This is a genomic window from Aliiglaciecola sp. NS0011-25 (assembly GCF_040370605.1).
Classification (GTDB): Bacteria; Pseudomonadota; Gammaproteobacteria; order Enterobacterales; family Alteromonadaceae; genus Aliiglaciecola; species Aliiglaciecola lipolytica_A.
This window is the reverse complement of the sequence record NZ_BAABWR010000010.1, coordinates 102,489-124,877: the sequence shown is the minus strand read 5'-3', so window position 1 is coordinate 124,877 and position 22,389 is coordinate 102,489. Positions and strand designations below refer to the sequence as shown.

The window sequence follows — 22,389 nt, the reverse complement described above, 5'->3', positions numbered from 1 at the left end:
TTTGAGAGATAGTTCCGTCATTATTATTCATTGTATGCTCTGAAATGAGCATTGTGGATAATACTAATCTTTAGTGTCAAAACTACAAGCGCTAAGGCCAAATCTACTTTTACATATCGTCTACAAACCCTTACAAAGTAAATTTCACATATCTTTTTCTAGTTTTAAGCCGAAGTGCTGAGTTTGGTCTTTTTAACTAAGTGATTGAAAAGTATTGTTGCGTGTTTGAATCGTCTGTTGTTCACGTATTGTTTCGAATACCTAATGTCGGTTGATGTACGTTACAGCTGCTGTTTTTTGAGTACTATTTAATCAAGTTAAATAAACCCTTTGAGTTAGCCATCATGTTCAAGTATTTGTGTTTGTTTATGACCTTAGTTGGCAGTAGTTGCCAAGCAGATGAGTTTTTTATTGCTAAAGGGGTGAATTGGCTAAACAACCTAGTACCAGAGACTACCAAATTTGAATTTAATAAATCTCGTATTAAATTTGATGGTTGTCGTCATCGGGAATATGAATTGACATTCAGTCAACCGGTTAACCAACGCTTGTCATTTGAAGGCGGTATGAGCTACGCAAATGGCAAGTTGCAGTGGGGCATCAATAGCCAAAAAATCAGTCTTAAGCGTTACTCTTTTTTACCACGCTATAGTGTCAATCGTAAAATTAGTCTAAGTGCGGGTATCATCTTGCAATCAGCGCCTGAATTTAGTACTTCTCAGGGATTAGAGCTCGCCTTACCGAAAAGTAAAATTTATAAGATTAGCAGTCGTTTCAAAGGCATCCGAGATGACCATCAGGTGGATATCGCATTGAGTAGTCACCATTGGGATGCTAACGATGAATTTGGCACTTTGTTTGACAACGGATTAATCGATAATAAGCTAAATGTTAATTACGCCGCATTTTTCTAACGCTAAGTTCGCAGTGCTAAACCGCAGCCCCCTTTACGACTGTTTGACGTAAATGTTTAATGTCACAAAGTAACTGAATTTTACTGAAATCGTTTTTAGCTATCTGAGTTACACAGGTATTTTCAAATCCAGCGCGCTCTAAACTCAACCCATCAATTTTTAAAATGTGTTCTAAAATATATCGTAAGACCAAGCCATGAGTCATCACCATTAAGCTGTCTTCAACCGCGTTTGCCTGTTCAACAATGTGTTGCCACGCTAGCTCAACACGTTGTCCAAATTGGTGCTGACTTTCGCCATTTTCCGGTTGATAATCGGCGGCTAAAAAATCAAAGTCAATTAGCTTCCAAGGGGTTCCTCTGAGCGCTCCCAAATTACGTTCCTGTAACAGTTCCGATAAAACTAATTCGCAGCCCAATAGCTGCTGAACCGGCTTTGCTGTCTGCTGGGTGCGAGTATGATCGCTACACAATATTCTAGAAATAGCGTGGTGTTGATAAGCATCGGCCAAATCGTTTGCTTGTTGCTGACCATGAGCGGATAACGGAGTCTCTGGCGTCTGTACAATCCTATTTCGATTGCCGTCTGTCTCACCGTGGCGGACCAAATAAATAGACATCATTAAGCCCTTAATTTATGCAAATACAACGGTTTTATTTTTGTGAATAATCACGCGGTCTTGCAAATGGTAACGAACGCCATTGGCTAACGCGGCTTTTTCACAATTCTTGCCTTTGCGAACCATATCTTCAGCTGAGTCACTGTGGCTGATGCGTATTACTTCTTGCTCAATAATTGGCCCTTCATCTAAGTCTTTTGTCACATAATGACAAGTCGCGCCAATCAGTTTAACACCGCGGTCATAGGCTTGTTGATAAGGTTTAGCTCCGGCAAAGGACGGCAAAAAGCTATGGTGGATATTGATAGCTTTGCCTGCTAATTTTTGACATAAGTTGTCAGGCACAATTTGCATAAATCGCGCAAGTACTGTGAGATCTGCTTGATACTCTTCTAGTAAAGCTTCAACTTGGGCAAAGGCTACTGCTTTGTCTTGATTTTTGAAATCTACCCAATGGAAAGGTACTCGATACCAATCTGCAAATTGTTTCATTTGCGGGTGATTCGCAATGATGCAAGGTATTTCACAATCAAGCTCACCACTGTGCCAGCGATGCAGAATATCAATGAGGCAATGAGATTCATGGCTGGCAAGCAAAGCCACTTTTTGTTTTTGCAAGGAATCGGATACTTTCCACTTCATTGAAAATTGTTTAGCGATGGGTTCAAAGGCCTGTTTGAAACTCTCTAAAGTCAATTTCAGCGTGGCAGTCTTTATTTCATGACGCATAAAAAAGCGCCCTAATTTGGCGTCTGTATGGTGGCTTGCTTCTACAATAGTGGCTTGATGATCAGCTAAAAACTGACTCACAGCAGCGACTAATCCTACTTGATCGGGACAATCGATTACCAGCCTGAAGGTTTGTTGCATGAATAAATTACTCTTGTTAAATCGGACTTACTACTAATCCCCTTATTGTGCTGCCGGAATAGGCCTGAGGTAAAGCACTTATTGGAATTACATAAAAGTTTATCTTGGGCGAATGGGACGATGCAAAGGCCAAGTCTGTCGAATAGGGTATTGCACCCCGTTTTTGCCACTAACAGATTCAAATAAATGCAATTGATCTATCTTTAACTCGAAATCTGGTTCATATAGTGGCGCCGGAGGATTGTTTTTAGCGTTTCTAACTAGGGTGATATGAGGAATATACTCTCTAATGGGCAAGTTCAGTCCTGCTTGTTGTGCATATTCGGTCAACCGTTTTGTCGTTTGCAACATGTGCTCTGGAATTTGGGTACTACCGAGCCATAATATTTTCGGTTTTGACCAATAACCTAAGGTATCAATTTGCAGGCTAAAATTTTGAAATTGGCTTTCTTGTATGGCACAACAAAGGTGGTCTAATTGTTGTTCTCTAACTTGTCCTAGAAACACACTAGTGATGTGAAAATTTTTAGCAGGCACGCAGCGCTCAAATCTCGGTAAGGCTTTGTTGCGCCAATCATCTAATGCAATTTTTGATTTGGCATCTAAATCAAATCCTAAAAAGTAGCGCATTGAAACTCCAGCAACGATAGAATGGGGTGATTATAGAGGATTTTTGGTTTGACTGCGTGTTACCTGTAGAAACTTGCTGGCCAGCATTAGAAAAATACATTGAAGATCAAGATGTGATTTTAGTGGCTCCACCTGGAGCGGGTAAATCCACATATTTGCCTTTGAAACTGCTACAACATCCTAAATTTGCTGATCAGAAAATCATTATGCTGCAACCGCGACAAATAGCAGTGACGTCGATCGCCAACTATTTGTCAGAGCAGCTAAATGAAACCGTTGGGCACACCATCGGTTATCGTATGCGAGGTGAAACTAAAGTAAGTGCTCACACTAGATTGGAGATTGTTACTGAAGGGTTGCTTACCCGTATGTTGCAAAACGATCCAGAGTTAGCCAATGTTGGACTGATTATATTTGATGAATTCCATGAGCGGAATATCCATTCTGATTTTGCCTTAGCGTTATGTTTGGAAGTAAAGCAAGCGCTCCGTGATGACTTACGGTTATTGGTAATGTCGGCGACTTTGGATGCAGCAGCGGTGGCTAATTTATTGCCTGATGCCAAACAACTGGAAAGTCATGGCCGCAGTTTTCCGGTCACTAGCCATTACCGACCACGAGATAAAAGTACTCTTTTAGAGCAACATGTTTTTAAGATTATCAAAGAAGCAGTGAATAGCCACGATGGCGATATTCTTGTCTTTCTGCCCGGTGCACGACAAATATTGGCAACGCAACAATTGTGTGAGCAATACTTTGAACAAGATATTGAAACTTATACTTTGTTTGGACAACTGGATAAACAAAAGCAGCGTTTAGCAATACGACCGGCTAAACAAGGCATGCGCAAAATTGTGCTGGCAACCAATATTGCTGAAACTAGCTTAACCATCGACGGTATTAAAGTGGTAATTGACTCTGGTTTAGAGAATGTTGCAAGTTTTAATTGGCAGCGGCGCATCGAGCAGTTAAGCAGCAAACAAATTTCTAAAGCCTCAGCTACTCAGCGGGCAGGTCGGGCGGGGCGTTTAACTGCTGGAGATTGTTACCGATTGTGGTCTAAGGATACTCAACAACGTTTAATTGCACAGCGCCCCGCGCAAATTTTAGAAACAGATATTAGTGGCTTGTATTTAGATGCAAAAGTCTGGGGCAGTGAATTATCTGAATTACCTTTGTTGGACACCCCTAGTCGTTCTCAACTCGACTATGCAAAATGGGTGTTATCGTTATTAGGTGCGATAGATTCCTCCGCTAAATTAACCCCCCATGGCAGAGCGTTGAACGGCTTTGGTTGCCATCCAAGATTGGCTGGGATGTTAGTAGACAGTCAAAAAGGGCAGCCCTTGCAAAAAGCGCTAGCGTGCTTATTGGTGGCAATGCTTGAATTTCGTCCCATTAGTGAACTGCGAAGAGAAACCCAGCTACGTCAGCATTTACGTTTTCTACTCACGCAGCCCTCGCATCCTATTTGGACGCAAGCAAAACGTTGGGCAAAACGGCTTGGATGTTCTTGTGATAGCCGTTCGGTAAGCCTTGAAAAGGGGAATCTCAGTGAACTGTTAAGTGTGGCATATCCTGATCAGATAGGTCGCTTGCGAGACAATGGAACTTATCAGCTAGTAAATGGAACAGGAGCTAAATACTTCAACTCAAAAGATCAAGGCACTAGTGCGTTGAGTAAATGGATTATCGTGACCAAATTAACCATCAGTGACCAGGCTGATGCACTCATACAAATGGCCGAACCAATAGACGAACACTTGGTTTTTGAGCGATTTAAACATCATTTTAAACGACAAAGTGAATATAGTTGGTCCCATACATTGGCAAAAGTTGTCGCGCGAGAAAAACAAACATTCGGCGCTATTACGCTATGGGAAAAACAAATCGAAGCCTCAGATGGGCTGCAATGCGTGCAAATATTGATAGCGCAAATCAAACAACAAGGACTTTCATTTTTACCTTGGAAAGAGAAGGTTTGGACGTTTATTTATCGAGTAAGTTTGGCTCGTAAAGTGGAAGGTGAGCATTGGCCTGATTTCTCAGAGACTAGCTTGTTGGCTGAGCTCGAAGAATGGTTGGAACCTTTTCTCGATGGCATAGTTACAGGCAATAAGCTACAGCAGTTAGATTGGTTAACTATCTTAAAAAATCGATTAACTTGGGAGCAGCAACAACAACTAGATCATCACTATCCACTTAAAATGAAAGACGCAACAGGGCAAGACTGTAAACTAGTATATTCAGCCGATGAACAAGTTGAAATGCAAGTGAAAATGCAGCATATGTATGGTTACGATGGTTCACCCTGTGTTGCCAATGGCAAAGTACCAATAACCCTAACACTGCTATCACCAGCCGGTAGAGCATTGCAGAAAACCCAAGATCTTGCAGGGTTTTGGCAAGGTAGCTACAGCCAAATTCAAAAAGAAATGAAAGGCCGATACCCCAAACATTTTTGGCCCGACAATCCAGCGACAGCACAAGCAACAACGCGCGTTAAGAAATATATGTAGTGCTCAAGCCTAATATGTCGCAGTATAGTATTCCAGCGTTAGTTGTTTGAGCCAACCACGTTGCACTGATATACTGGCTTCTTGAAAATAACCCCAACAAAGATCCCCTTATTCAGCCATGTCATTAGCCCAAAAATTGAATCCCTTACCTTGGTTCCGCAAGTATTTCTGGAAGTTGTTTCTGGTTTGCGTCGTTGCTATGTGTGCCTACATGGTTTATTTAGATGCTATTATTGCCCATCAGTTTTCTGGTAATAAATGGCAAGTTCCCGCGCAAATTTATGCTCGTCCTTTGGTGCTAAGCTTAAAAGAAGAAATCACCAGTAAAGAAATTATAGAAGAGCTGACGCTATTGGGGTATCGACGGGTTGCTAAAGCGAGTCGCACTGGTGAATATCAGTACAACAATAATCATTTCGAAGTTTATCGTCGAGCGTTCCATTTTCCTGATGGCTTTCAAGCCGAGACAGCTTTATCTCTGACCGTTAAATCGGGGCGTGTGTCTAGCATTGTTAACCTCAATAGTGGCAAACAAATTGATAGTTTCCGTTTAGAGCCATGGTTAGTTACACGATTGATCAGTGAGGGGAAAGAAGATCGTATGTTGGTGTCTTTGGGTCAGGTGCCTAAAGAACTAGTTGAAGCTTTAGTTCTGGTAGAAGACAAGGATTTTTATCAGCATCATGGAATAGCTCCGCTTTCAATTTTACGGGCTTTGATTGCTAATATCTCAGCGGGACGCGCGGTGCAAGGTGGCAGTACCTTGACCCAGCAATTGGTTAAGAACATGTATTTGACCAATGAAAAGTCGATAACCCGTAAAATCAAAGAAGCGTTTATGTCAATATTGATCGATGCCCGTTATAGCAAAGATCAAATAATGGAAGCTTATTTAAATGAGGTGTTTTTAGGACAAAACGGGAATACTGGGGTGCATGGATTTGGTTTGGCCAGTTACTTCTATTTCGATCGGCCGTTAAACGAACTAAATCTAGAAGAAATGACCACCCTAGTTGGTATGATCAAAGGGCCGTCTTATTACAATCCAAGGCGTCATCCTGAGCGTGTCATTGAGCGACGTAATCTGGTGTTGAGGCTGCTGTTTGAAGCTGGAAAGATTAACAAAACAACCTTTGAACAGTTGTTGGATAAGCCAATTCAAGTCGCCACTGGCGCAACTCTGGTTAGGGGGAAACATCCAGCCTTCATGGATAGAGTAGGGCGAGAATTACGTACTATTCTAGATAATCCAGATATTCGTGATTCTGGTGTGAAACTCTTTACGTCCCTTGACTCAAACGCTCAGCGCAAAGCCGAGACCGCCCTGTCTGGTGGATTAACCAGTATTGAGAAGCAACGTAAATTAGAGAATTTACAAGCCGCTATGGTAGTCACTGACATTGATAGTGGTGAAATTCGCGCTATGGTAGGAGATCGCAACACCGGTTTTAGTGGTTTTAATCGAGCATTGGATGCGAAACGCTCCATAGGCTCTTTAATCAAACCAGCAATTTATATCACTGCTTTAGAACATCCAGAAGAATATAATCTGGCCACACCTCTGTTCGATGATCCAATCAAATTACCCAGTGAAGGTGGGGAAACTTGGGAGCCGCAAAATGCAGATAAAAAGTTTCGTGGTCAAGTGCCATTGTATACAGCATTAACACAATCACTGAATGTTCCCACTGTAAGCTTAGGTATGGAACTAGGCTTAGAAAATATTACTCAAACACTCAAGCGTTTAGGGGTAACTGAACCTATTACCCAATATCCTGCATTGACATTAGGTGCCCTAGATTTATCGCCTATTCAAGTCAATCAGGTATATCAGACGATTGCAAATAATGGCGTGCAAATCCCTCTTCATACAGTTAACGCAATCATGTCTGCAGATGACCAATTAATGTATTCATTTTCTTCTCAGGCCACTAGAATCATCGATGAAAAAGTAGCTTATTTGATGAATTACGCGCTGCATAAAGTCACCTTAGAGGGCACCGCGAAACAAATTAGACGGCGTTTTCCAACGATTAATATGGCCGGCAAGACCGGTACAACTGATGATTATCGAGATAGTTGGTTCAGTGGTTACGACAAAAATATATTAGTAACCAGTTGGATTGGCACTGATGATAACAAAAGTACCGGGTTAACTGGTGCCAGTGGTGCATTGCGATTATTTATGGATTTCCAGTTATTGCAAGAACCTAAGTCACTCGTTCGTCGCTTCCCTAAAGGTTTAGGGATCGCACATTTTAATCCGCAAACCGGTAGAGCGACGCAAGCGGGATGTCAAACAAGCATGAGTTTGCCAGCCATATTAGAAGTGCTGCCGAAACGAGCCGATAAATGTGATACCAAAAATCCGAAGATCCAAGAGCGCAAGAGCTTTTGGGAAAGGCTTTTTGGTAATTAACCAAAAAGTTAATTATTAATATTCAAAACTGACATTAACGTTTGTCTTTGGGGGGCATTGGTTTTTTCACATGTTTGTCTAAGAACGGCGCTAAATCGGTCGGTTTACTGCAATCTAAACTACCACCAGTAAAGGTGGATAAAACGGCAATGGTTTTATTTACTGTTGAGCTGCAATCCACTCGTACCGAGTTACTTTCTCTTAGTTTTTCATCGTCCGTTTTAAAGGGATCAAACTTAGGTAAATTCAAATCAGGCGACTCTCTTTGCTGACGATAGCGCTGCGCCTCCTGTTCAGCCATGCGTTGATTGGCTTGGGCTGAGTGATCTAACAAATGTTTTTGCGCTAAGTTTCGTGAGGTCTCAACCTGAGTGTCAGTGTTAGTTTTGTCTGGAAAATCAATCGAAGGCAAATCTTCCCGTCTTGAATCATTTTCAATAGGGGGTATTTGCGGTGTTACCTGTTCAACAATTTCGGGCGCTTCATTAGGTTCGATGGTATCTGCTGGTGGTAACGTTTCTGACACTTCTATTTCAGTTACTTCTACGTCTTCAATAACTTGGTCTGCTTGTTGTTTTTGTTGATTATCATCAGGTTTGGCCAGCGCTTCTGGTTCAGATAACGGTTCAACAGTTTCGATTTCGGCAGCTTCTTCCACAACTTTTGGCGCAGGCAAAAATACGAGTTTGGCGTTGATCGCAGAAACCTCTTGCTCGATTTTTGTTGGGATAATAATTCGTTGTTGAGACAAAATCCACCAACCAATCAGGCCATGAGCAAGCACGGAAATAAACAACACTTTTCGTAGAGAATTGTTTTTCGTTTTGGTTGGAAGGTGTTGTTGACGTTCAAAATCCAAGGTGAGCGCTATCCAGCATTAATATTTGTGAACTTGATTCGACAATAGACTTGCAGTACCTCCTTTAGTTCCCTAAAAGCAACACTTTCGAAATACATCCAGACAGCGCACCCAGAACGTGCAAAAATAGGTATTTGCACACAATTGGTGCGTAAGTTGACTGTTTAATCTGCTTTTTTTAATCTAAGTCTTTGATTTTTATGTGTAAACATTAGTGGCATAAGACTTGTTTTAAGAATGGAGCGTTTCAATAAAAACAAATTCAAAATACCGGGAGTAACACAATGAAACTAGTAACTGCGATAGTTAAGCCTTTCAAGCTTGATGATGTTCGCGAAGCCATTTCAGAGATTGGCATTGATGGTTTGACTGTCACTGAAGTGAAAGGCTTTGGACGTCAAAAAGGTCATACCGAATTGTACCGTGGTGCAGAATACCAAGTGGACTTTTTACCAAAAGTTAAACTGGAAATTGCGGTTCAAGACGATCATGTTGAACGTTTAGTTGAAGCTATTGTTAGCGCAGCGAAAACGGGCAAGATTGGAGACGGAAAAGTATTTGTGTATGACTTAGAGCATGCAGTACGTATCCGTACGGGTGAAACTGACGGCGAAGCCATTTAAGTAGCAGGGCAGGAGAAAATCATGGAAATTACATTCGAACTTGGGTATGCACTAGATACCTTTTACTTTTTGATATGTGGCGCCTTAGTCATGTGGATGGCAGCTGGCTTTACAATGCTAGAAGCCGGTTTAGTGCGTGCTAAAAACACCACTGAAATATTAACTAAAAACATTACTTTGTACGCAGTCGCTTGTATCATGTATATGGTATGTGGCTACTCAATTATGTACGGTGGAGACGACTTCACATTGTTCCTTAGCGGAATCGTAGGTGACGGCGCAACGGGTGAAGCAGAACCTGCTACCTATGCTCCTTCAGCAGACTTCTTCTTCCAAGTAGTATTTGTTGCAACTGCAATGTCAATCGTTTCAGGCGCGGTCGCTGAGCGTATGAAATTGTGGTCTTTCCTTGCATTTGCCGTAATCTTAACTGGTTTCATCTATCCAATGGAAGGTTCTTGGACTTGGGGTGGCGCTTCTGTATTCGGTATGTATACACTTGGTGACCTAGGTTTCTCTGACTTTGCTGGTTCAGGTATTGTACATATGGCCGGTGCTGCAGCTGCTTTAGCTGGTGTGTTGATACTAGGTGCTCGTAAAGGTAAATATACTGCCGATGGCAAAATTAATGCGATTCCAGGCGCTAACTTACCGTTAGCAACATTAGGTACATTTATCCTGTGGATGGGTTGGTTTGGTTTCAACGGTGGTTCTGTTCTTGCGACAGCTACTGTAGAAAGTGCTAATGCTGTTGCTGTAGTATTTATGAATACTAACGCTGCTGCTGCTGGTGGCCTAGTTGCTGCACTTATTCTAGCGCGTATCTTGTTTGGTAAAGCTGACCTTACTATGGCTTTAAACGGTGCGTTAGCTGGTTTGGTTGCTATTACTGCAGAGCCTTCTACTCCAACTCCACTGCAAGCTACTTTGTTCGGAGCTATCGGCGGTCTATTGGTAGTTGGAAGCATTGTTGCTCTAGATAAAATGAAAATTGATGATCCAGTAGGTGCTATCTCTGTTCACGGTGTGGTAGGTCTTTTAGGACTTCTACTAGTACCTATTACAAATGATGGTTCTTCTTTCTCTGGTCAAATCATCGGTGCTATCACAATCTTTGTATGGGTATTCGTAACTAGCTTGGTTGTATGGTTAATACTTAAAGCTATCATCGGTATTCGTGTAAGCGAAGAAGAAGAGTTCGAAGGTGTAGATATTGGCGAATGTGGTTTGGAAGCATACCCAGACTTCACTGGTGGACGTTCTTAATACCTACTCTTTAAGAAAAACACAGAGGGCGAATAAAAAAATAAGAATAATCAGAATAATAACAACATCGTCCTACTGTTGTTAAAAACAGACAAAACCCCGCTAATCAGCGGGGTTTTTTTTATGCTCAGCTCTGATTATTCTGAATCATCCTTTCGAAGTTAATTGTAACTATCTGAATATCTTGAACTTACACAGTTTTTAACACTCTTGGTATCCTTCCTGCTCTGAACTAAATCAATGTTAATTGTCAGATGCCTATAGACATTTTGAAAACTGACGTGACTTTTTCAGGAGAAATTATGATTATAAAGCCCCTTCATGTGTCTTTACTCTGTTTCATTGCAATGCTATCCGCTTGTGGTTCTAATGATGATGCTTTGCCGATTTTTGCCGCTCCCGTTAAAACCACTCTACCGTCTTTTTCCTTAGCCGTGAGTGATGCACCAGCAGACGGTTTAGCAGATGTAATTTTGTGTTTTTCGACTATTACCCTCAAAGGCGAGGAAGAAGATCTTACTTTCAAAGTTGGTGATCCAGAGTTTGCTCTTACGGCCAACGATTTATGTTTGGATGATACCAATAATGTGGTGCCTAATGCGGTTGGAATTGACCTTCTTGAGTACACTGGTAGTCTCTCAATACCGCTAGTAGAAGAGATTAATATACAAGCCGGTCAATACTCTCAAATAAGCCTTGGTATGACAGATGGTTCATACACGGTAGATAAACTAAAGCATACAAAAAATCCGATAACCATCGCATCCAATGAAATCACCTTTGACGGGTTTACTGTAACTGAAAACAACACAGCAGATTTTACGGTTGAATTCGATTTACGAAACGCCTTGACCAACCCCGTGGGACAAGATGAATATTTTTTACAATCAACTGGAATAAGGTTGGTAGATAATCAGCAAGCTGGGCAAATCAAGGGGCAAGTTTCAGAAACGCTTTTGATTAATCAATTATGTGAGCCGTTAGCTGATATCAATGGCTCTCCTGCGGTTGTGTATTTGTATGAAGGCATGAACTTAGAATCTAGTAAATTGGCAGATAATGGTGGTTTAGAACAGGTTCTTCCTTTTGCCAGTACAAGTGTCTATTTTGATGCTTCACAAACTACTTACCCCTTTGATATTGGTTTTGTTCCCTATGGAAGTTACACGCTGGCACTCAGTTGCGATCTTACTGATGATCCAGAGTTAGATGACGAAGTAGGCTTTGTACAAATTCAAGAAGTCAGCATAGATGATGCTAAAACTGAGGGAGTAGTCAATTTTGAGGACGTTAATGAATAGGCTTTAAAGCATAGAAAAGTGCTTTTACACCACTTGCGTTTATATTTTCTTTAAACCAATGGTCGCAAAGCGTATCCTTTAAATCATCAAATAGTATAAAGGGTGGTTTAATGAGATTTCTTGCGTGTATCTTTGGTTCATTGATTGTATTCAGTCAATACAGTTCAGCCTATGATCGTATCACTGGTGAACCCTTCGCTTCACGTTCTGAGGTTATAGCGACCAATGGTATGGTTGCCACTAGCCAACCATTAGCCACGCAAGTTGGCTTAGACATCTTAAAGCAAGGTGGTAACGCTATTGATGCCGCTATTGCTGCGAACGCCATGCTGGGCTTGGTAGAACCAACCGGCAATGGAATTGGTGGTGATTTGTTTGCTATCGTCTGGGATGCAAAAACGCAGCAGCTTTATGGATTAAATGCCTCAGGCCGTTCGCCTAAATCGTTAACGTTAGAATACTTTAAAGAGCAAGGTATGGAAAAGATTCCATCCCATGGTCCTTTGCCGGTTTCCGTTCCTGGCGCTGTTGATGGATGGTTTGAACTACACGGTAAATTTGGTTCATTGCCGATGACTAGTATCTTATCTCCAACCATAGAGTATGCTAAAAAAGGCTTTCCAGTAAGCGAACTTATTGCTTGGTACATGCAACGTAGCGCGCCAATTTTAAGTAAGTATGAGGGATTTTCCGATACTTATATGCCCAATGGTTCAACACCTAAAAAAGGTGAAATATTCGTAAATCAGAATTTAGCCGCCACATTGGAAAAAATAGCCACAGGTGGTCGCGATGCCTTTTATAAAGGTGATATCGCTCGAACTATTGCCGCCTATATGAAAGGGCAAGGTGGATTCCTTAGTTATGAGGATTTAGCTAGTCACACATCCACTTGGGTAGAACCCGTATCGAGTAATTATCGTGGCTATGATGTTTGGGAATTGCCACCAAATTCGCAAGGCATTGCGGCTTTGCAAATTTTAAATATGCTTGAACAGTTTGATATCGAAGGAATGGGCTTTGGTTCGGCTGAATACATTCATACATTTGTAGAAGCTAAAAAACTGGCGTTTGAAGATCGCGCAAAATATTACGCCGATCCGGCATTTAATCAGATTCCAACTGATTGGCTGATATCCAAACAATATGCCCAACAACGGGTGAAGCTACTGAATCAACAAAAGGCAGCCAATCGTTATGATGCCGGCCTCAATGAAGGCGATACTATCTACCTAACCACCGCAGATAAAGACGGTAATATGGTATCGCTTATCCAATCCAATTATCGCGGGATGGGCTCAGGAATGACACCCACAGGCTTGGGATTTATATTGCAAGATCGCGGTGAACTGTTTTCTCTGCAAGAAGGACATTTTAACGTTTATGAACCAGCGAAACGACCATTTCACACTATCATTCCTGCTTTTATGACAAAAAATGGCAAACCTTGGTTGAGTTTTGGAGTAATGGGTGGTGGTACACAACCACAAATGCATGCCCAGATAATAGTCAATTTAATTGATTTTGGAATGAACCTGCAAGAAGCTGGAGATGCACCAAGAATACTGCACAGTGGTTCAAGCCAACCGACAGGTACTTTGATGGAAGATGGGGGCTATGTGAGCCTCGAAAGCGGTTTTTCAGCCAAGACTCGACGAGAATTAGTACAAAAGGGACATATATTACGAGATGTATCTGGCAGCTTTGGTGGTTATCAAGCTATTCTTAGAGACAGCAAAACTGGTGTATACTTTGGCGCCTCTGAAAGCCGGAAAGATGGCCAAGCTGCCGGCTATTAACTGAACTTACAATGCTCTTCTATTAATAAAAAAGAACAAGAAAAATATGACACAACCCCAAAAAGGCATTTGCGCAGAACCCAATTTACATGCGCAATATTTGATGTTTAATGTTATCGATGATGATGCGCAAGTGATACGCGCAAAACTAGCTCATATCCTCAATGTATTTGAACACTATGATGAGGAGCATTATGAGGCCATGGTGTCGGGTATCATAGCGGTTGGCACTAGTTATTGGACTGACTTATATCCGGGCCTAATTCCAATGGAACTCGCGCCTTTTCCAGATATGGAGTGTGATGATCGCAATGCGCCAGCAACACCATGTGATTTATTTATTCAAATCCGTGCTGACCGAGCGGACGTTTGTTTTGCCATAGGTAGTGAGGTGTGTGAGTTGCTTAAAGGACATGTGGAGTTATTCGAGGAAGTTAAAGGATTCCGCTATTTAGATGGGCGGGACTTGATTGGTTTTGTAGATGGCACAGAAAACCCCAAGGGCATGCACAAACGAACTGTAGCCGTAGTTGGCGATAAAGATCCCGATTTTGCTGGCGGTAGTTATATTCATATTCAACGTTACCGAACCCATATGGATCGTTGGCAAAGACTACCGGTTAAAAACCAAGAAGATATAATTGGTCGCACCAAAGAGGACAACGTCGAATATTCCCGCGAAGATAAACCCGCATTTTCACATGTCAAACGCTCGGGAATTAAGGATGCTGACGGAAATAGCCTTGAGATATTGCGGCAAAGCATGCCTTACGGTGATATGACAGTGAAAGGACTATTTTTTGTATCATTGGCTATCAGTCCTAAACCATTTACGCAGATGTTAAGCAGTATGGTGTTTGGCGATGAAAACGGCGTATATGATAGGTTATTGGATTTTACTGTAGCAGAAACCGGTGCTGCGTTTTTTGCCCCTTCACTTAACTTTATTAAAGCTAATAAAGACAAGTAAAACAGACCGCAAGATGTCAGGTGTCGTGCCGATAGCCGACACCTCCATTGGTCTTTTTAAAGCAATTATATTTTTAACGTTATTCCAAATTGGTGGTTAATCGATTCGCGAATGGCTTTTTAGAAAATCCTATTCGTAATGCGCCATAAGCCAACATGATAAAGGCTATGCCAATAGCAACCATAGCAGCAAACACCTGTTGCTCACCGCTAAACACATTAGCCGTGACTAATACTACTGAAATCACAACGACAAATACTGAGATGATATATTTAGCATGGGACTTGATAATTTCAGACTTACTTTTGTATATCGCCACAATGGAAAGTAAAGCAATTAATGGAATGATGACCACTTGTTGCAGCGCAAACATTGCGAGTAAATAAGCGGCTAATCCAATCAGTTTTAAACGGTTTGCTGTGTTCATTATAACAACCTTTGCCATTGTATTTTGATTAGGATGTCATTAACCCTTAATGCAAACAATAAGACATAGGTCGTAGAGTTTAAGGGATTGTGGGCGGGTGCTTTAGCCTCTTGGATGTTTGCAGTTTTCCATGGCCTAAAGGCCATGCTACGGCCTCTTGGCTGTTTGGGTTTTTCCATGGCCTAAAGGCCTTGCTACGACCTCGTGGATGATTGGAGTTTTCCATGGCCTAAAGGCCTTGCTAGGGCCCCGTGGCTTTTTGGAGTTTTCCATGGCCTAAAGGCCTTGCTACGACCTCGTGGATGATTGGAGTTTTCCATGGCCTAAAGGCCTTGCTAGGGCCCCGTGGCTTTTTGGAGTTTTCCATGGCCAAAAGGCCTTGCTACGGTCCCGCGGTTGTTTGGGTTTTTTCATGGCCTGAAGGCCATGCTACGGCCTCGTGACAATATTTACTAGTCGATTAAATGGGCATTGTCGGGCTGACGCAATGCACCATGAATAGAAATCAATGCCCAAATGACTTCTAAGGTGAGTACAGGGTAGTTTTTATCTATCCACAATTGCGGTGTTAGTGCTAAGGCCGCATAAACATTTAAATACAAATAGGTTTTTTGCGTCATTTTCTGCGCGCAAAATAGCAAATAAGCGGCGCCAAAAACTAATGCCGATGTCCAACCTAAGATACGAATCGACAAATCAAGTTGATAAAATAAACCTAACAGGGCAGCTATCCACATAAAGGCTACGGCAACCGCCATCATTCGAAATGTGATTGGTGTGTTCTTTAGGGTGATATTCAGCAGTAATAACAAGCTAATGACAGCCCAAAATCCATTTATTACGACAGCTTGCCATGATGAAACCAATAGTGAGTTTATTATCAGGCTAGTGGCCGCGACCAAATTACCCGCGTAATAGACTCTTGGCGACCAGTTTGTTACTAAGGATAAGTATGCATGGTTGAGTAAATATAAAACCGTACCTATCCATCCTAAGCCTATTGTAATCATGGCTCTAACTGAATATGCATGTTTTTAACTCGCAATTCTTTGCCTACATGGGGGCCATTTAAAATCACAACCTTACTGGTTTCCATCATGTTCTTATAAATGCGGTCTGAATGTGATGGTTTTAGAATTTTTGAACTCCATTGAAGAACGATAACTTTGGTTCCTATTGGAATGGTGTAATAATCAATATTACCGTTTTGATTGGTAAATTCTCCAAGTATTGCCGGAAACCCTTCTGATGTTACTAATGTCGCTAAATCGACCTGTTGCTTAAGGTTTTGAGTTGGTTGCAACTGTGCATCTTCGCCATTGAGTCGCATCGTAATGGCTTGATCAAACTTTTCAATTAATGCCTTACCTTCGGCTGTTTTACTAGCAATAATATGTAGACTAGATTCATCTTTCACTTCATCAACTGGAATAATCAACTGTTTTTGCTCTGAAAATCGGGTATCCAGTAAGTTGTTCATCACGCCTTCGGTCATCGGTAATATTTGTACTTCATTGTTTAATAAAGCGATGAGTGCATCTTCTTCGGTTTCATATTGTTTGCCATTTGTGACAATACTATCTATTTTTTCGCCATAACTATAACCAGCCACTTTGGCTATTTTGAGGGATTCATAGTTGTTATTTGCTAACTCAGAAGACACAAAGTGACGATTAAAATAGAGTCGACTCGTGAGGTAGAATATAGGTTTTGAGTAGTAGTGTTTTTCTGCCCGTTGCTGAGTATAAAAATACGGATAACCAAGTTGTGCTTTTTGTTTTTCCAATAACAATGCGGCGTCTCTATAGGGCACGTAACGCCACTTAACATTGGCTTGTGCGTAAGCGGCAATTGTATCTAACACTTTTGCAGCTCGACCCATAGGTTCACTTTCTGGATTAATGTATGGAGCCCATACATCTGTCAAAACTTCTATTGATACGTCTTGTGCGTATAACCGTTGTGTTTGCATCGTTGAGCATAAAACCAATGCGACTAAAATAAGGAGTTTTTTGCCCATGATTACAGTTTCCTTTTGGCAACAGACATATAAATAAAGGCAAGGGCAATCATCAAACCAATTCCTATTCCAAACATGGTATCTGCATCTAAACTAGCTATTAATGTGAGTATCCAAGAAGAGCTTTCGTCGTTGTAATCTAGAGCCGGACGGGACATCACCTCTCTACTGTGCTGAGACAAAAATATTAATAATTCGAAAATGGTGAACAGACTGATGGCGAATAAAATCCTATCGGTTTTTATACTATTAAGTTTGCTTTGTTTGGAATTTGCTTCTTCAATTTTGTTTGAGCAAATCTCTTTCATATCATCGCCGTTCTTTATCAACAAATCGAATTCCCAAGATTCAAAAATTTCGTCTAAGTATTTCCGTTTTTGTCGAGTTAAGTATTTTTTGTGTTCATTTATCGAAACTTGGTGAAGTTTTGATTGAATTCGACTGTCTTCAAGTTGATTCTGTGCACCCAATAAATTGCCATCAATATATGCATGGGCGATAGCTTCATGTAAGCGCAGGTTACATTTTTCTTGCGCTGTGTAGCAGTATTGAGCAAGTATCATGGTGTCTATGCGTGGATCACTTTTCGCTCGCTTATCAACAATCACGTAGTTTAACCAAGTCATGGATTCAGTTTTTACTTGGTCAAAACTATTAGCGCTTGTGACACTGTCGAAGTTGATTAGATTGCAAATTTTTTCTGCGTCTTGTGGACATTCCGTTTCAGCTAGCCACTGATGTATTAATTGACGTATATCCGTGTTTTCTAGTTGTGATCTATGGATATTCAGTGAACGAGCGGTCCAATATAGACGGGTCGAGCGAGACCTAGGTTTAATAAGCAGTGGATTGTTAATACTGTTATATATATCTTTAATAACTGCCTCAAGGGCTGGCAATGATTGTTGTATAGCGAATTCGGCTTGTTGCTGAACTTGTGATTCCATTTGTTTAATATCAGCTTGAATAGGCAAGACCAGTTGGCATTCCACTACCGCCAATTCATTTGGAAATATGTGAAACTTGACCTCAACATTTTCCCATTGTGTTTTCCACAGGAAAAATGACATTGAAGATACATCACTATCAAGGTTTACATACTCGGGGCCATCATTGAGCCAAGTTACACTCTCGATGTCTTTTCTTTGACTCAAAGACGTCATGAGCTTTTTGAAATTGTTAGATTTGCGGTTAAATCCCCTAATTAAAGAGAAAGGCACATCTATTGGAGAAATGGCGGTGAAACAAATTTGATTATCGGATGGATCTTGTTGGGGGGAATTCGAAACCACGACTGGCTCTCCTTGCTACTACTGAGCGCAATATAGCAAACCTACTGATGAATGAGAATCATTGAACGCCATACATTGATTTGGTGGGGATTTTTTGTGCAAAAGCCAAACCTGTAGGCGGGTGCTACGGCCCCGCGGTTGTTTGGGGTTTTCCATGGCCTCGTGGTTGTTCGGTTTTTCCATGGCCTCGTGGTTGTTCGGTTTTTCCATGGCCTAAAGGCCATGCTACAGGTTTGGAATTGTAGGCGGGAGCTTTAGCCCCGTGGATGCTTGGAGTTTCCCATGGCCCCGTGGTTGTTTGGGTTTTCCATGGCCTAAAGGCCATGCTACGGGGAAATTTGTCGGCGTTAGAGTTCTGCTGCACCGTCCCAATTTGCGGGGACTAGGGTGTTTTTTAGGGCGTGACACTGTTCTATGTGATGGGCGACCAAGTGGTCATTCGGATTTAACAAACGTGCTTTTTCGAAACAACTTAATGCTTTGTTCCATTGTTGAGACTTGCGATAATTAACCCCTTTTTCGATCCAAGGCGCGGTTTTCAATTTTAATGTCACACTTTGTTCAGGAAGGTGATTGAGTATTTCATACACTTCTACAGGATTTTTACGTCCCTTGACTCGAACCCAATCAAGCAGCCTGTAGGTAAACTTCGCTTTGGCATCTGCAGTTGCAAGTAACTGTGAGCTGACTATGATATCGGCACCCAATTTCGGTGCCAGTGATTCCAAACGGTAGGCGATATTCACACTGTCACCAATCACAGTCGTATCCATTCGATCGTCTGAGCCGACTGTGCCAATAATCACGGGCCCGAAATGAATACCTACACCTATGTTGATAGGTGGATAACCACTGTTGCTTCGGTGCTGGTTATACACGTTTAACGCATAACGCAAATCTAAAGCTGCATTAAGCGCATCTATTGCTTTATCTTGATTACTACCATTGGGATGGTCAAATAATGCCATGATCGCATCGCCAATAAATTTATCAATAAAGCCACCATTTTGATGAATAGGATCATTCATCCGCAAGAAATAGGAATTAAGAAATTTCATCAATTCTTGTGGGGTCATCTTTTCTGATAGACCGGTAAAACCGCGAATATCTGAAAACAAAATGGCTACTTCATCTTCATCTGCTCGACCAAGCTCTAAGGTATCCGAACCATGTTTAGCAAAATGTTCAACAAATTGTCGAGGTACAAACTTTTGAAAGGTTTGAGTTAGGCGAAGTGCTTCATCAGCTTTTGATAAAAACCGCTGATCCGCTTCATTGGCGCGCAAGGTACTTTGCACCTGCGTTTCCATTTGCGCGTCGGTTTGATTCGAAAGGTTAACGAGGTTTCGTTGTTTTAAGATTCGATTTAGACGCAACAATGCCACTGCCATGATGACAATAATAACCAGTAAAACTAGCGGCACAGGTTGTAAAATTTGTTCCAACATTTTTGCGTCTTTTTCTTATTTTTATGAATAACGTAATCAACCTAACACAGCATCACTTTTAAACCTATTAGGCTGTTAACTCAGCGAATACTTCTTTGGTAATTTGTAAGGTTTTTTCTACGATATCCATATCATGCATTGCCGAAACGAAACCTGCCTCATAAGATGCCGGAGCCAAATAAACCCCTCTTGATAGCATGCCATGAAAAAAGCGATTGAACATCTCAGTATCACAATTAATTGCTTGTTTATAATTGGTTACCTTATCTATGTCGGTAAAGAAAATACCAAACATGCTGCCAGCATAATTAACGGTCATCGGAACCCCATGCTCTAAAGCTATAGATTTTATGCCTTCCGCTAAGGTTTTGGTTGCTAGGCTCAGTCGGTCGTATAGACCAGCCTCTTGAATTTGTGTTAGTGATGCTAACCCGGCTGCCATGGCAATAGGATTGCCGGATAAAGTACCTGCCTGATAGACTGGGCCTGTCGGTGCGATTTGTTGCATAATTTCAGCTTTACCACCAAATGCCCCTACAGGCATGCCACCACCGATAACCTTGCCTAAACAGGTCAAGTCAGGAACAATAGAATATAGCTCTTGTGCACCACCACGGCTGACTCTGAAACCGGTCATAACTTCATCAAAAATCAAAACACTTTGATATTGGTCACAAATGTCTCTCAGACCCTGTAAAAATCCATCAACGGGCGGGATACAGTTCATATTGCCCGCAACTGGTTCAACAATAATACAAGCAATATCATCACCAAATTCAGCAAACGCCTGTTTCACACTATCAATATTGTTAAATTCCATGGTCAAGGTATGTTTTGCCACATCCGCAGGTACACCTGGAGAGCTTGGAACACCCATTGTCAGTGCACCAGAGCCGGCTTTCACTAACAGCGAGTCTGCGTGTCCGTGATAACAACCTTCAAATTTAAGAATTTTATTTTTGCCAGTTACGCCTCGGGCTAAACGAATAGCACTCATGGTGGCTTCTGTGCCTGAGTTGACCATTCGTAGCATTTCCATTGACGGAACTAGTTTATTAACCAATTCAGCCATGGTCACTTCAGATTCTGTGGGCGCTCCAAAACTAAGGCCATTTTCAGCTGCATTGATAACTGCTTGACGAATTTTAGGGTTGTTGTGACCTAGCACCATTGGACCCCAAGATTGCACATAATCGATATATTGCTTGCCATCAGCATCGTAAATATAAGGACCATCGGCTTTAACGATGAATGGTGGAGTGCCACCAACGGCTTTAAATGCTCTGACTGGGGAATTGACGCCACCAGGGATATGTTTTTGTGCTTGCTCGAATAATTGTTGTGATTTTTGCATGTAATTTATTATCTCTTTGAACTATACCAATGAACGTCACGATCGTATTTTGAAACTAACTTTTCTACCCCAAGGGTCAGTGCAAAAAGCGCCATTCTAACTAATACGCCGTTATCTGCTTGTCTGAAAATGGCCAAATTGGGGTGTAAATTAAGGTCATTGTCCAACTCATTCGCGTCGGCTCGTGAGTCTCTTGGAAGTGGGTGCATTATGACTGTTTTAGATTGGAAGTGTTTAGTATAAATGGTTTGGTTTAAACGAAATTTTCCGCGATATTTATTTGCTTCTGCTTGTGTTTCAAAACGCTCTTCTTGAATGCGAGTTTGATAACAAATGTCGGCATCCACACTGCCTTCGAGTTGATCGGTTATTTTAACCTTGTGGCCCGCGCTGCGAATCACATCCAATATTGACTCAGGCATCGCCAACTCTTTAGGTGAAATAAGTGTGAAACGTACGTTATTAAATAAACTCAATAGCTTAGATAACGAATGCACAGTTCGACCATATTTTAAATCACCAATCATAGCGATATGAATACCGTCAATTTGCCCACCATGATATTGCTGTTCTTTGCTAATAGTATATAAATCTAACAGTGCTTGAGTGGGATGTTCATTCGCGCCATCACCGCCATTAATCACCGGCACGCGGCTGCCTTCAGCAAATTCAGATACTGAACCTGATTGCGGGTGACGCATGGTAATAATATCGGAATATCCGCTTAATACTCTGGCTGTGTCGAACAACGATTCGCCTTTGGCTAGCGCCGAACTGCTCATACCGGTGGTTTCACGCACCTCACCACCGAGTAGATTGAATGCCGTACCAAAGCTAACACGGGTTCGCGTGCTCGCTTCAAAAAATAAGTTTCCCAAAATAGCTCCGTCCAACACTTTTGTGCGTTTTTGGCGAAGCGCGTAGGGTGTCATCTTATCAGCTACATCGAATATCGCCTGAATAGAATCACGGTCGAATTGATTGACTGAAAGAATGTGCTGACCTTCAAAATTCATCGCATACCCTTATGTTTAATGACAGGAAAAATGATTAGGCTGA

At 41.6% G+C, this 22,389-nt stretch carries 19 protein-coding genes; 8 read left to right on the top strand and 11 right to left on the bottom strand.

Annotated features, from left to right (window positions below; genetic code table 11):
- The first annotated feature begins 344 nt into the window (after positions 1-344).
- Entirely contained in the window at positions 345-914 is a 570-nt protein-coding gene (locus ABWV72_RS10565; RefSeq protein WP_353370440.1) for a hypothetical protein, read from the top strand.
- 16 nt (positions 915-930) lie between these two features.
- On the opposite strand, the gene ABWV72_RS10560 is transcribed toward ABWV72_RS10565, so the two are convergent.
- The 3 genes from ABWV72_RS10560 to thpR form a co-directional block, all read right to left on the bottom strand.
- A complete protein-coding gene (locus tag ABWV72_RS10560) occupies positions 931-1,536 on the bottom strand; it encodes a histidine phosphatase family protein (RefSeq protein WP_353370438.1) in 606 nt (201 codons plus the stop codon).
- A gap of 12 nt (positions 1,537-1,548) precedes the next feature.
- Entirely contained in the window at positions 1,549-2,403 is an 855-nt protein-coding gene (gene purU, locus ABWV72_RS10555; RefSeq protein WP_353370436.1) for a formyltetrahydrofolate deformylase, read from the bottom strand.
- Positions 2,404-2,502: 99 nt separating this feature from the next.
- The gene (thpR, locus tag ABWV72_RS10550; protein ID WP_342805198.1) at positions 2,503-3,033 is read right to left on the bottom strand and encodes an RNA 2',3'-cyclic phosphodiesterase; all 531 of its coding nucleotides are present in this window, start codon (positions 3,031-3,033) and stop codon (positions 2,503-2,505) included.
- Positions 3,034-3,089: 56 nt separating this feature from the next.
- On the opposite strand from thpR, the gene hrpB reads away from it, so the two are divergent.
- On the top strand, positions 3,090-5,552 hold the full coding sequence (hrpB, locus tag ABWV72_RS10545) for an ATP-dependent helicase HrpB (RefSeq protein ID WP_353370434.1): 2,463 nt from the start codon (positions 3,090-3,092) through the stop codon (positions 5,550-5,552).
- Positions 5,553-5,670: 118 nt separating this feature from the next.
- Positions 5,671-7,971: a penicillin-binding protein 1B gene (gene mrcB, locus ABWV72_RS10540; protein ID WP_342805194.1), complete on the top strand. Its 2,301-nt coding sequence runs from the start codon at positions 5,671-5,673 to the stop codon at positions 7,969-7,971.
- Positions 7,972-8,005: 34 nt separating this feature from the next.
- On the opposite strand, the gene ABWV72_RS10535 is transcribed toward mrcB, so the two are convergent.
- Positions 8,006-8,830 carry a hypothetical protein gene (locus ABWV72_RS10535; protein WP_216048857.1) on the bottom strand — a complete coding sequence of 275 codons (825 nt, stop codon included), beginning with the start codon at positions 8,828-8,830 and terminating at the stop codon, positions 8,006-8,008.
- A gap of 284 nt (positions 8,831-9,114) precedes the next feature.
- Between ABWV72_RS10535 and glnK the strand changes: the two genes are divergently transcribed.
- The 5 genes from glnK (at position 9,115) to ABWV72_RS10510 (ending at position 14,789) form a co-directional block, all read left to right on the top strand.
- Entirely contained in the window at positions 9,115-9,453 is a 339-nt protein-coding gene (gene glnK / locus ABWV72_RS10530) for a P-II family nitrogen regulator (protein ID WP_216048856.1), read from the top strand.
- A 21-nt stretch (positions 9,454-9,474) separates the two neighbouring features.
- Complete coding sequence (locus ABWV72_RS10525; protein WP_216048855.1) at positions 9,475-10,719, top strand: ammonium transporter AmtB; 1,245 nt, start codon at positions 9,475-9,477, stop codon at positions 10,717-10,719.
- Between the two features lie 302 nt (positions 10,720-11,021).
- Positions 11,022-12,020, top strand: coding sequence for a DUF4382 domain-containing protein (locus ABWV72_RS10520; protein ID WP_303499227.1), 999 nt, complete (start codon positions 11,022-11,024; stop codon positions 12,018-12,020).
- A 110-nt stretch (positions 12,021-12,130) separates the two neighbouring features.
- Positions 12,131-13,819, top strand: coding sequence for a gamma-glutamyltransferase (gene ggt, locus ABWV72_RS10515; protein ID WP_353370430.1), 1,689 nt, complete (start codon positions 12,131-12,133; stop codon positions 13,817-13,819).
- Between the two features lie 46 nt (positions 13,820-13,865).
- Entirely contained in the window at positions 13,866-14,789 is a 924-nt protein-coding gene (locus ABWV72_RS10510) for a Dyp-type peroxidase (protein ID WP_353370428.1), read from the top strand.
- Positions 14,790-14,868: 79 nt separating this feature from the next.
- Here the strand turns inward: ABWV72_RS10510 and ABWV72_RS10505 are convergent, their stop codons facing one another.
- The 7 genes from ABWV72_RS10505 to ABWV72_RS10475 all read right to left on the bottom strand — a co-directional run bounded on the left by ABWV72_RS10505 (position 14,869) and on the right by ABWV72_RS10475 (position 22,346).
- The gene (locus ABWV72_RS10505) at positions 14,869-15,216 is read right to left on the bottom strand and encodes a hypothetical protein (RefSeq protein ID WP_216048851.1); all 348 of its coding nucleotides are present in this window, start codon (positions 15,214-15,216) and stop codon (positions 14,869-14,871) included.
- 452 nt (positions 15,217-15,668) lie between these two features.
- Positions 15,669-16,226, bottom strand: a complete 558-nt coding sequence (locus tag ABWV72_RS10500; protein ID WP_216048850.1) for a CBU_0592 family membrane protein — start codon at positions 16,224-16,226, stop codon at positions 15,669-15,671.
- Entirely contained in the window at positions 16,223-17,236 is a 1,014-nt protein-coding gene (locus tag ABWV72_RS10495) for a substrate-binding periplasmic protein (protein WP_353370426.1), read from the bottom strand. Before ABWV72_RS10495 ends, ABWV72_RS10500 begins: the two co-directional genes overlap by 4 nt.
- A gap of 2 nt (positions 17,237-17,238) precedes the next feature.
- A complete protein-coding gene (locus ABWV72_RS10490; RefSeq protein ID WP_353370424.1) occupies positions 17,239-18,528 on the bottom strand; it encodes a hypothetical protein in 1,290 nt (429 codons plus the stop codon).
- A gap of 347 nt (positions 18,529-18,875) precedes the next feature.
- Positions 18,876-19,976 (bottom strand): adenylate/guanylate cyclase domain-containing protein, encoded by a 1,101-nt coding sequence (locus ABWV72_RS10485; RefSeq protein ID WP_216048847.1) that lies wholly within the window; start codon positions 19,974-19,976, stop codon positions 18,876-18,878.
- Positions 19,977-20,043: 67 nt separating this feature from the next.
- Positions 20,044-21,330 carry a glutamate-1-semialdehyde 2,1-aminomutase gene (gene hemL, locus ABWV72_RS10480; protein WP_216048846.1) on the bottom strand — a complete coding sequence of 429 codons (1,287 nt, stop codon included), beginning with the start codon at positions 21,328-21,330 and terminating at the stop codon, positions 20,044-20,046.
- An 8-nt stretch (positions 21,331-21,338) separates the two neighbouring features.
- Positions 21,339-22,346, bottom strand: a complete 1,008-nt coding sequence (locus tag ABWV72_RS10475) for an aspartate carbamoyltransferase (protein WP_216048845.1) — start codon at positions 22,344-22,346, stop codon at positions 21,339-21,341.
- Between the last annotated feature and the right edge of the window lie 43 nt (positions 22,347-22,389).

Excerpts from the sequence above, each read along its gene's own strand:
- ABWV72_RS10495 (WP_353370426.1), bottom strand. The coding sequence starts at position 17,236 with ATGGGCAAAAAACTCCTTATTTTAGTCGCATTGGTTTTATGCTCAACG.
- ABWV72_RS10560 (WP_353370438.1), bottom strand. The coding sequence starts at position 1,536 with ATGATGTCTATTTATTTGGTCCGCCACGGTGAGACAGACGGCAATCGA.
- thpR (WP_342805198.1), bottom strand. The coding sequence starts at position 3,033 with ATGCGCTACTTTTTAGGATTTGATTTAGATGCCAAATCAAAAATTGCA.
- ABWV72_RS10475 (WP_216048845.1), bottom strand. The coding sequence starts at position 22,346 with ATGAATTTTGAAGGTCAGCACATTCTTTCAGTCAATCAATTCGACCGT.
- mrcB (WP_342805194.1), top strand. The coding sequence starts at position 5,671 with ATGTCATTAGCCCAAAAATTGAATCCCTTACCTTGGTTCCGCAAGTAT.
- ggt (WP_353370430.1), top strand. The coding sequence starts at position 12,131 with ATGAGATTTCTTGCGTGTATCTTTGGTTCATTGATTGTATTCAGTCAA.
- glnK (WP_216048856.1), top strand. The coding sequence starts at position 9,115 with ATGAAACTAGTAACTGCGATAGTTAAGCCTTTCAAGCTTGATGATGTT.
- hemL (WP_216048846.1), bottom strand. The coding sequence starts at position 21,330 with ATGCAAAAATCACAACAATTATTCGAGCAAGCACAAAAACATATCCCT.
- ABWV72_RS10520 (WP_303499227.1), top strand. The coding sequence starts at position 11,022 with ATGATTATAAAGCCCCTTCATGTGTCTTTACTCTGTTTCATTGCAATG.
- purU (WP_353370436.1), bottom strand. The coding sequence starts at position 2,403 with ATGCAACAAACCTTCAGGCTGGTAATCGATTGTCCCGATCAAGTAGGA.
- ABWV72_RS10510 (WP_353370428.1), top strand. The coding sequence starts at position 13,866 with ATGACACAACCCCAAAAAGGCATTTGCGCAGAACCCAATTTACATGCG.
- ABWV72_RS10525 (WP_216048855.1), top strand. The coding sequence starts at position 9,475 with ATGGAAATTACATTCGAACTTGGGTATGCACTAGATACCTTTTACTTT.
- ABWV72_RS10485 (WP_216048847.1), bottom strand. The coding sequence starts at position 19,976 with ATGTTGGAACAAATTTTACAACCTGTGCCGCTAGTTTTACTGGTTATT.
- ABWV72_RS10500 (WP_216048850.1), bottom strand. The coding sequence starts at position 16,226 with ATGATTACAATAGGCTTAGGATGGATAGGTACGGTTTTATATTTACTC.
- ABWV72_RS10565 (WP_353370440.1), top strand. The coding sequence starts at position 345 with ATGTTCAAGTATTTGTGTTTGTTTATGACCTTAGTTGGCAGTAGTTGC.
- ABWV72_RS10505 (WP_216048851.1), bottom strand. The coding sequence starts at position 15,216 with ATGAACACAGCAAACCGTTTAAAACTGATTGGATTAGCCGCTTATTTA.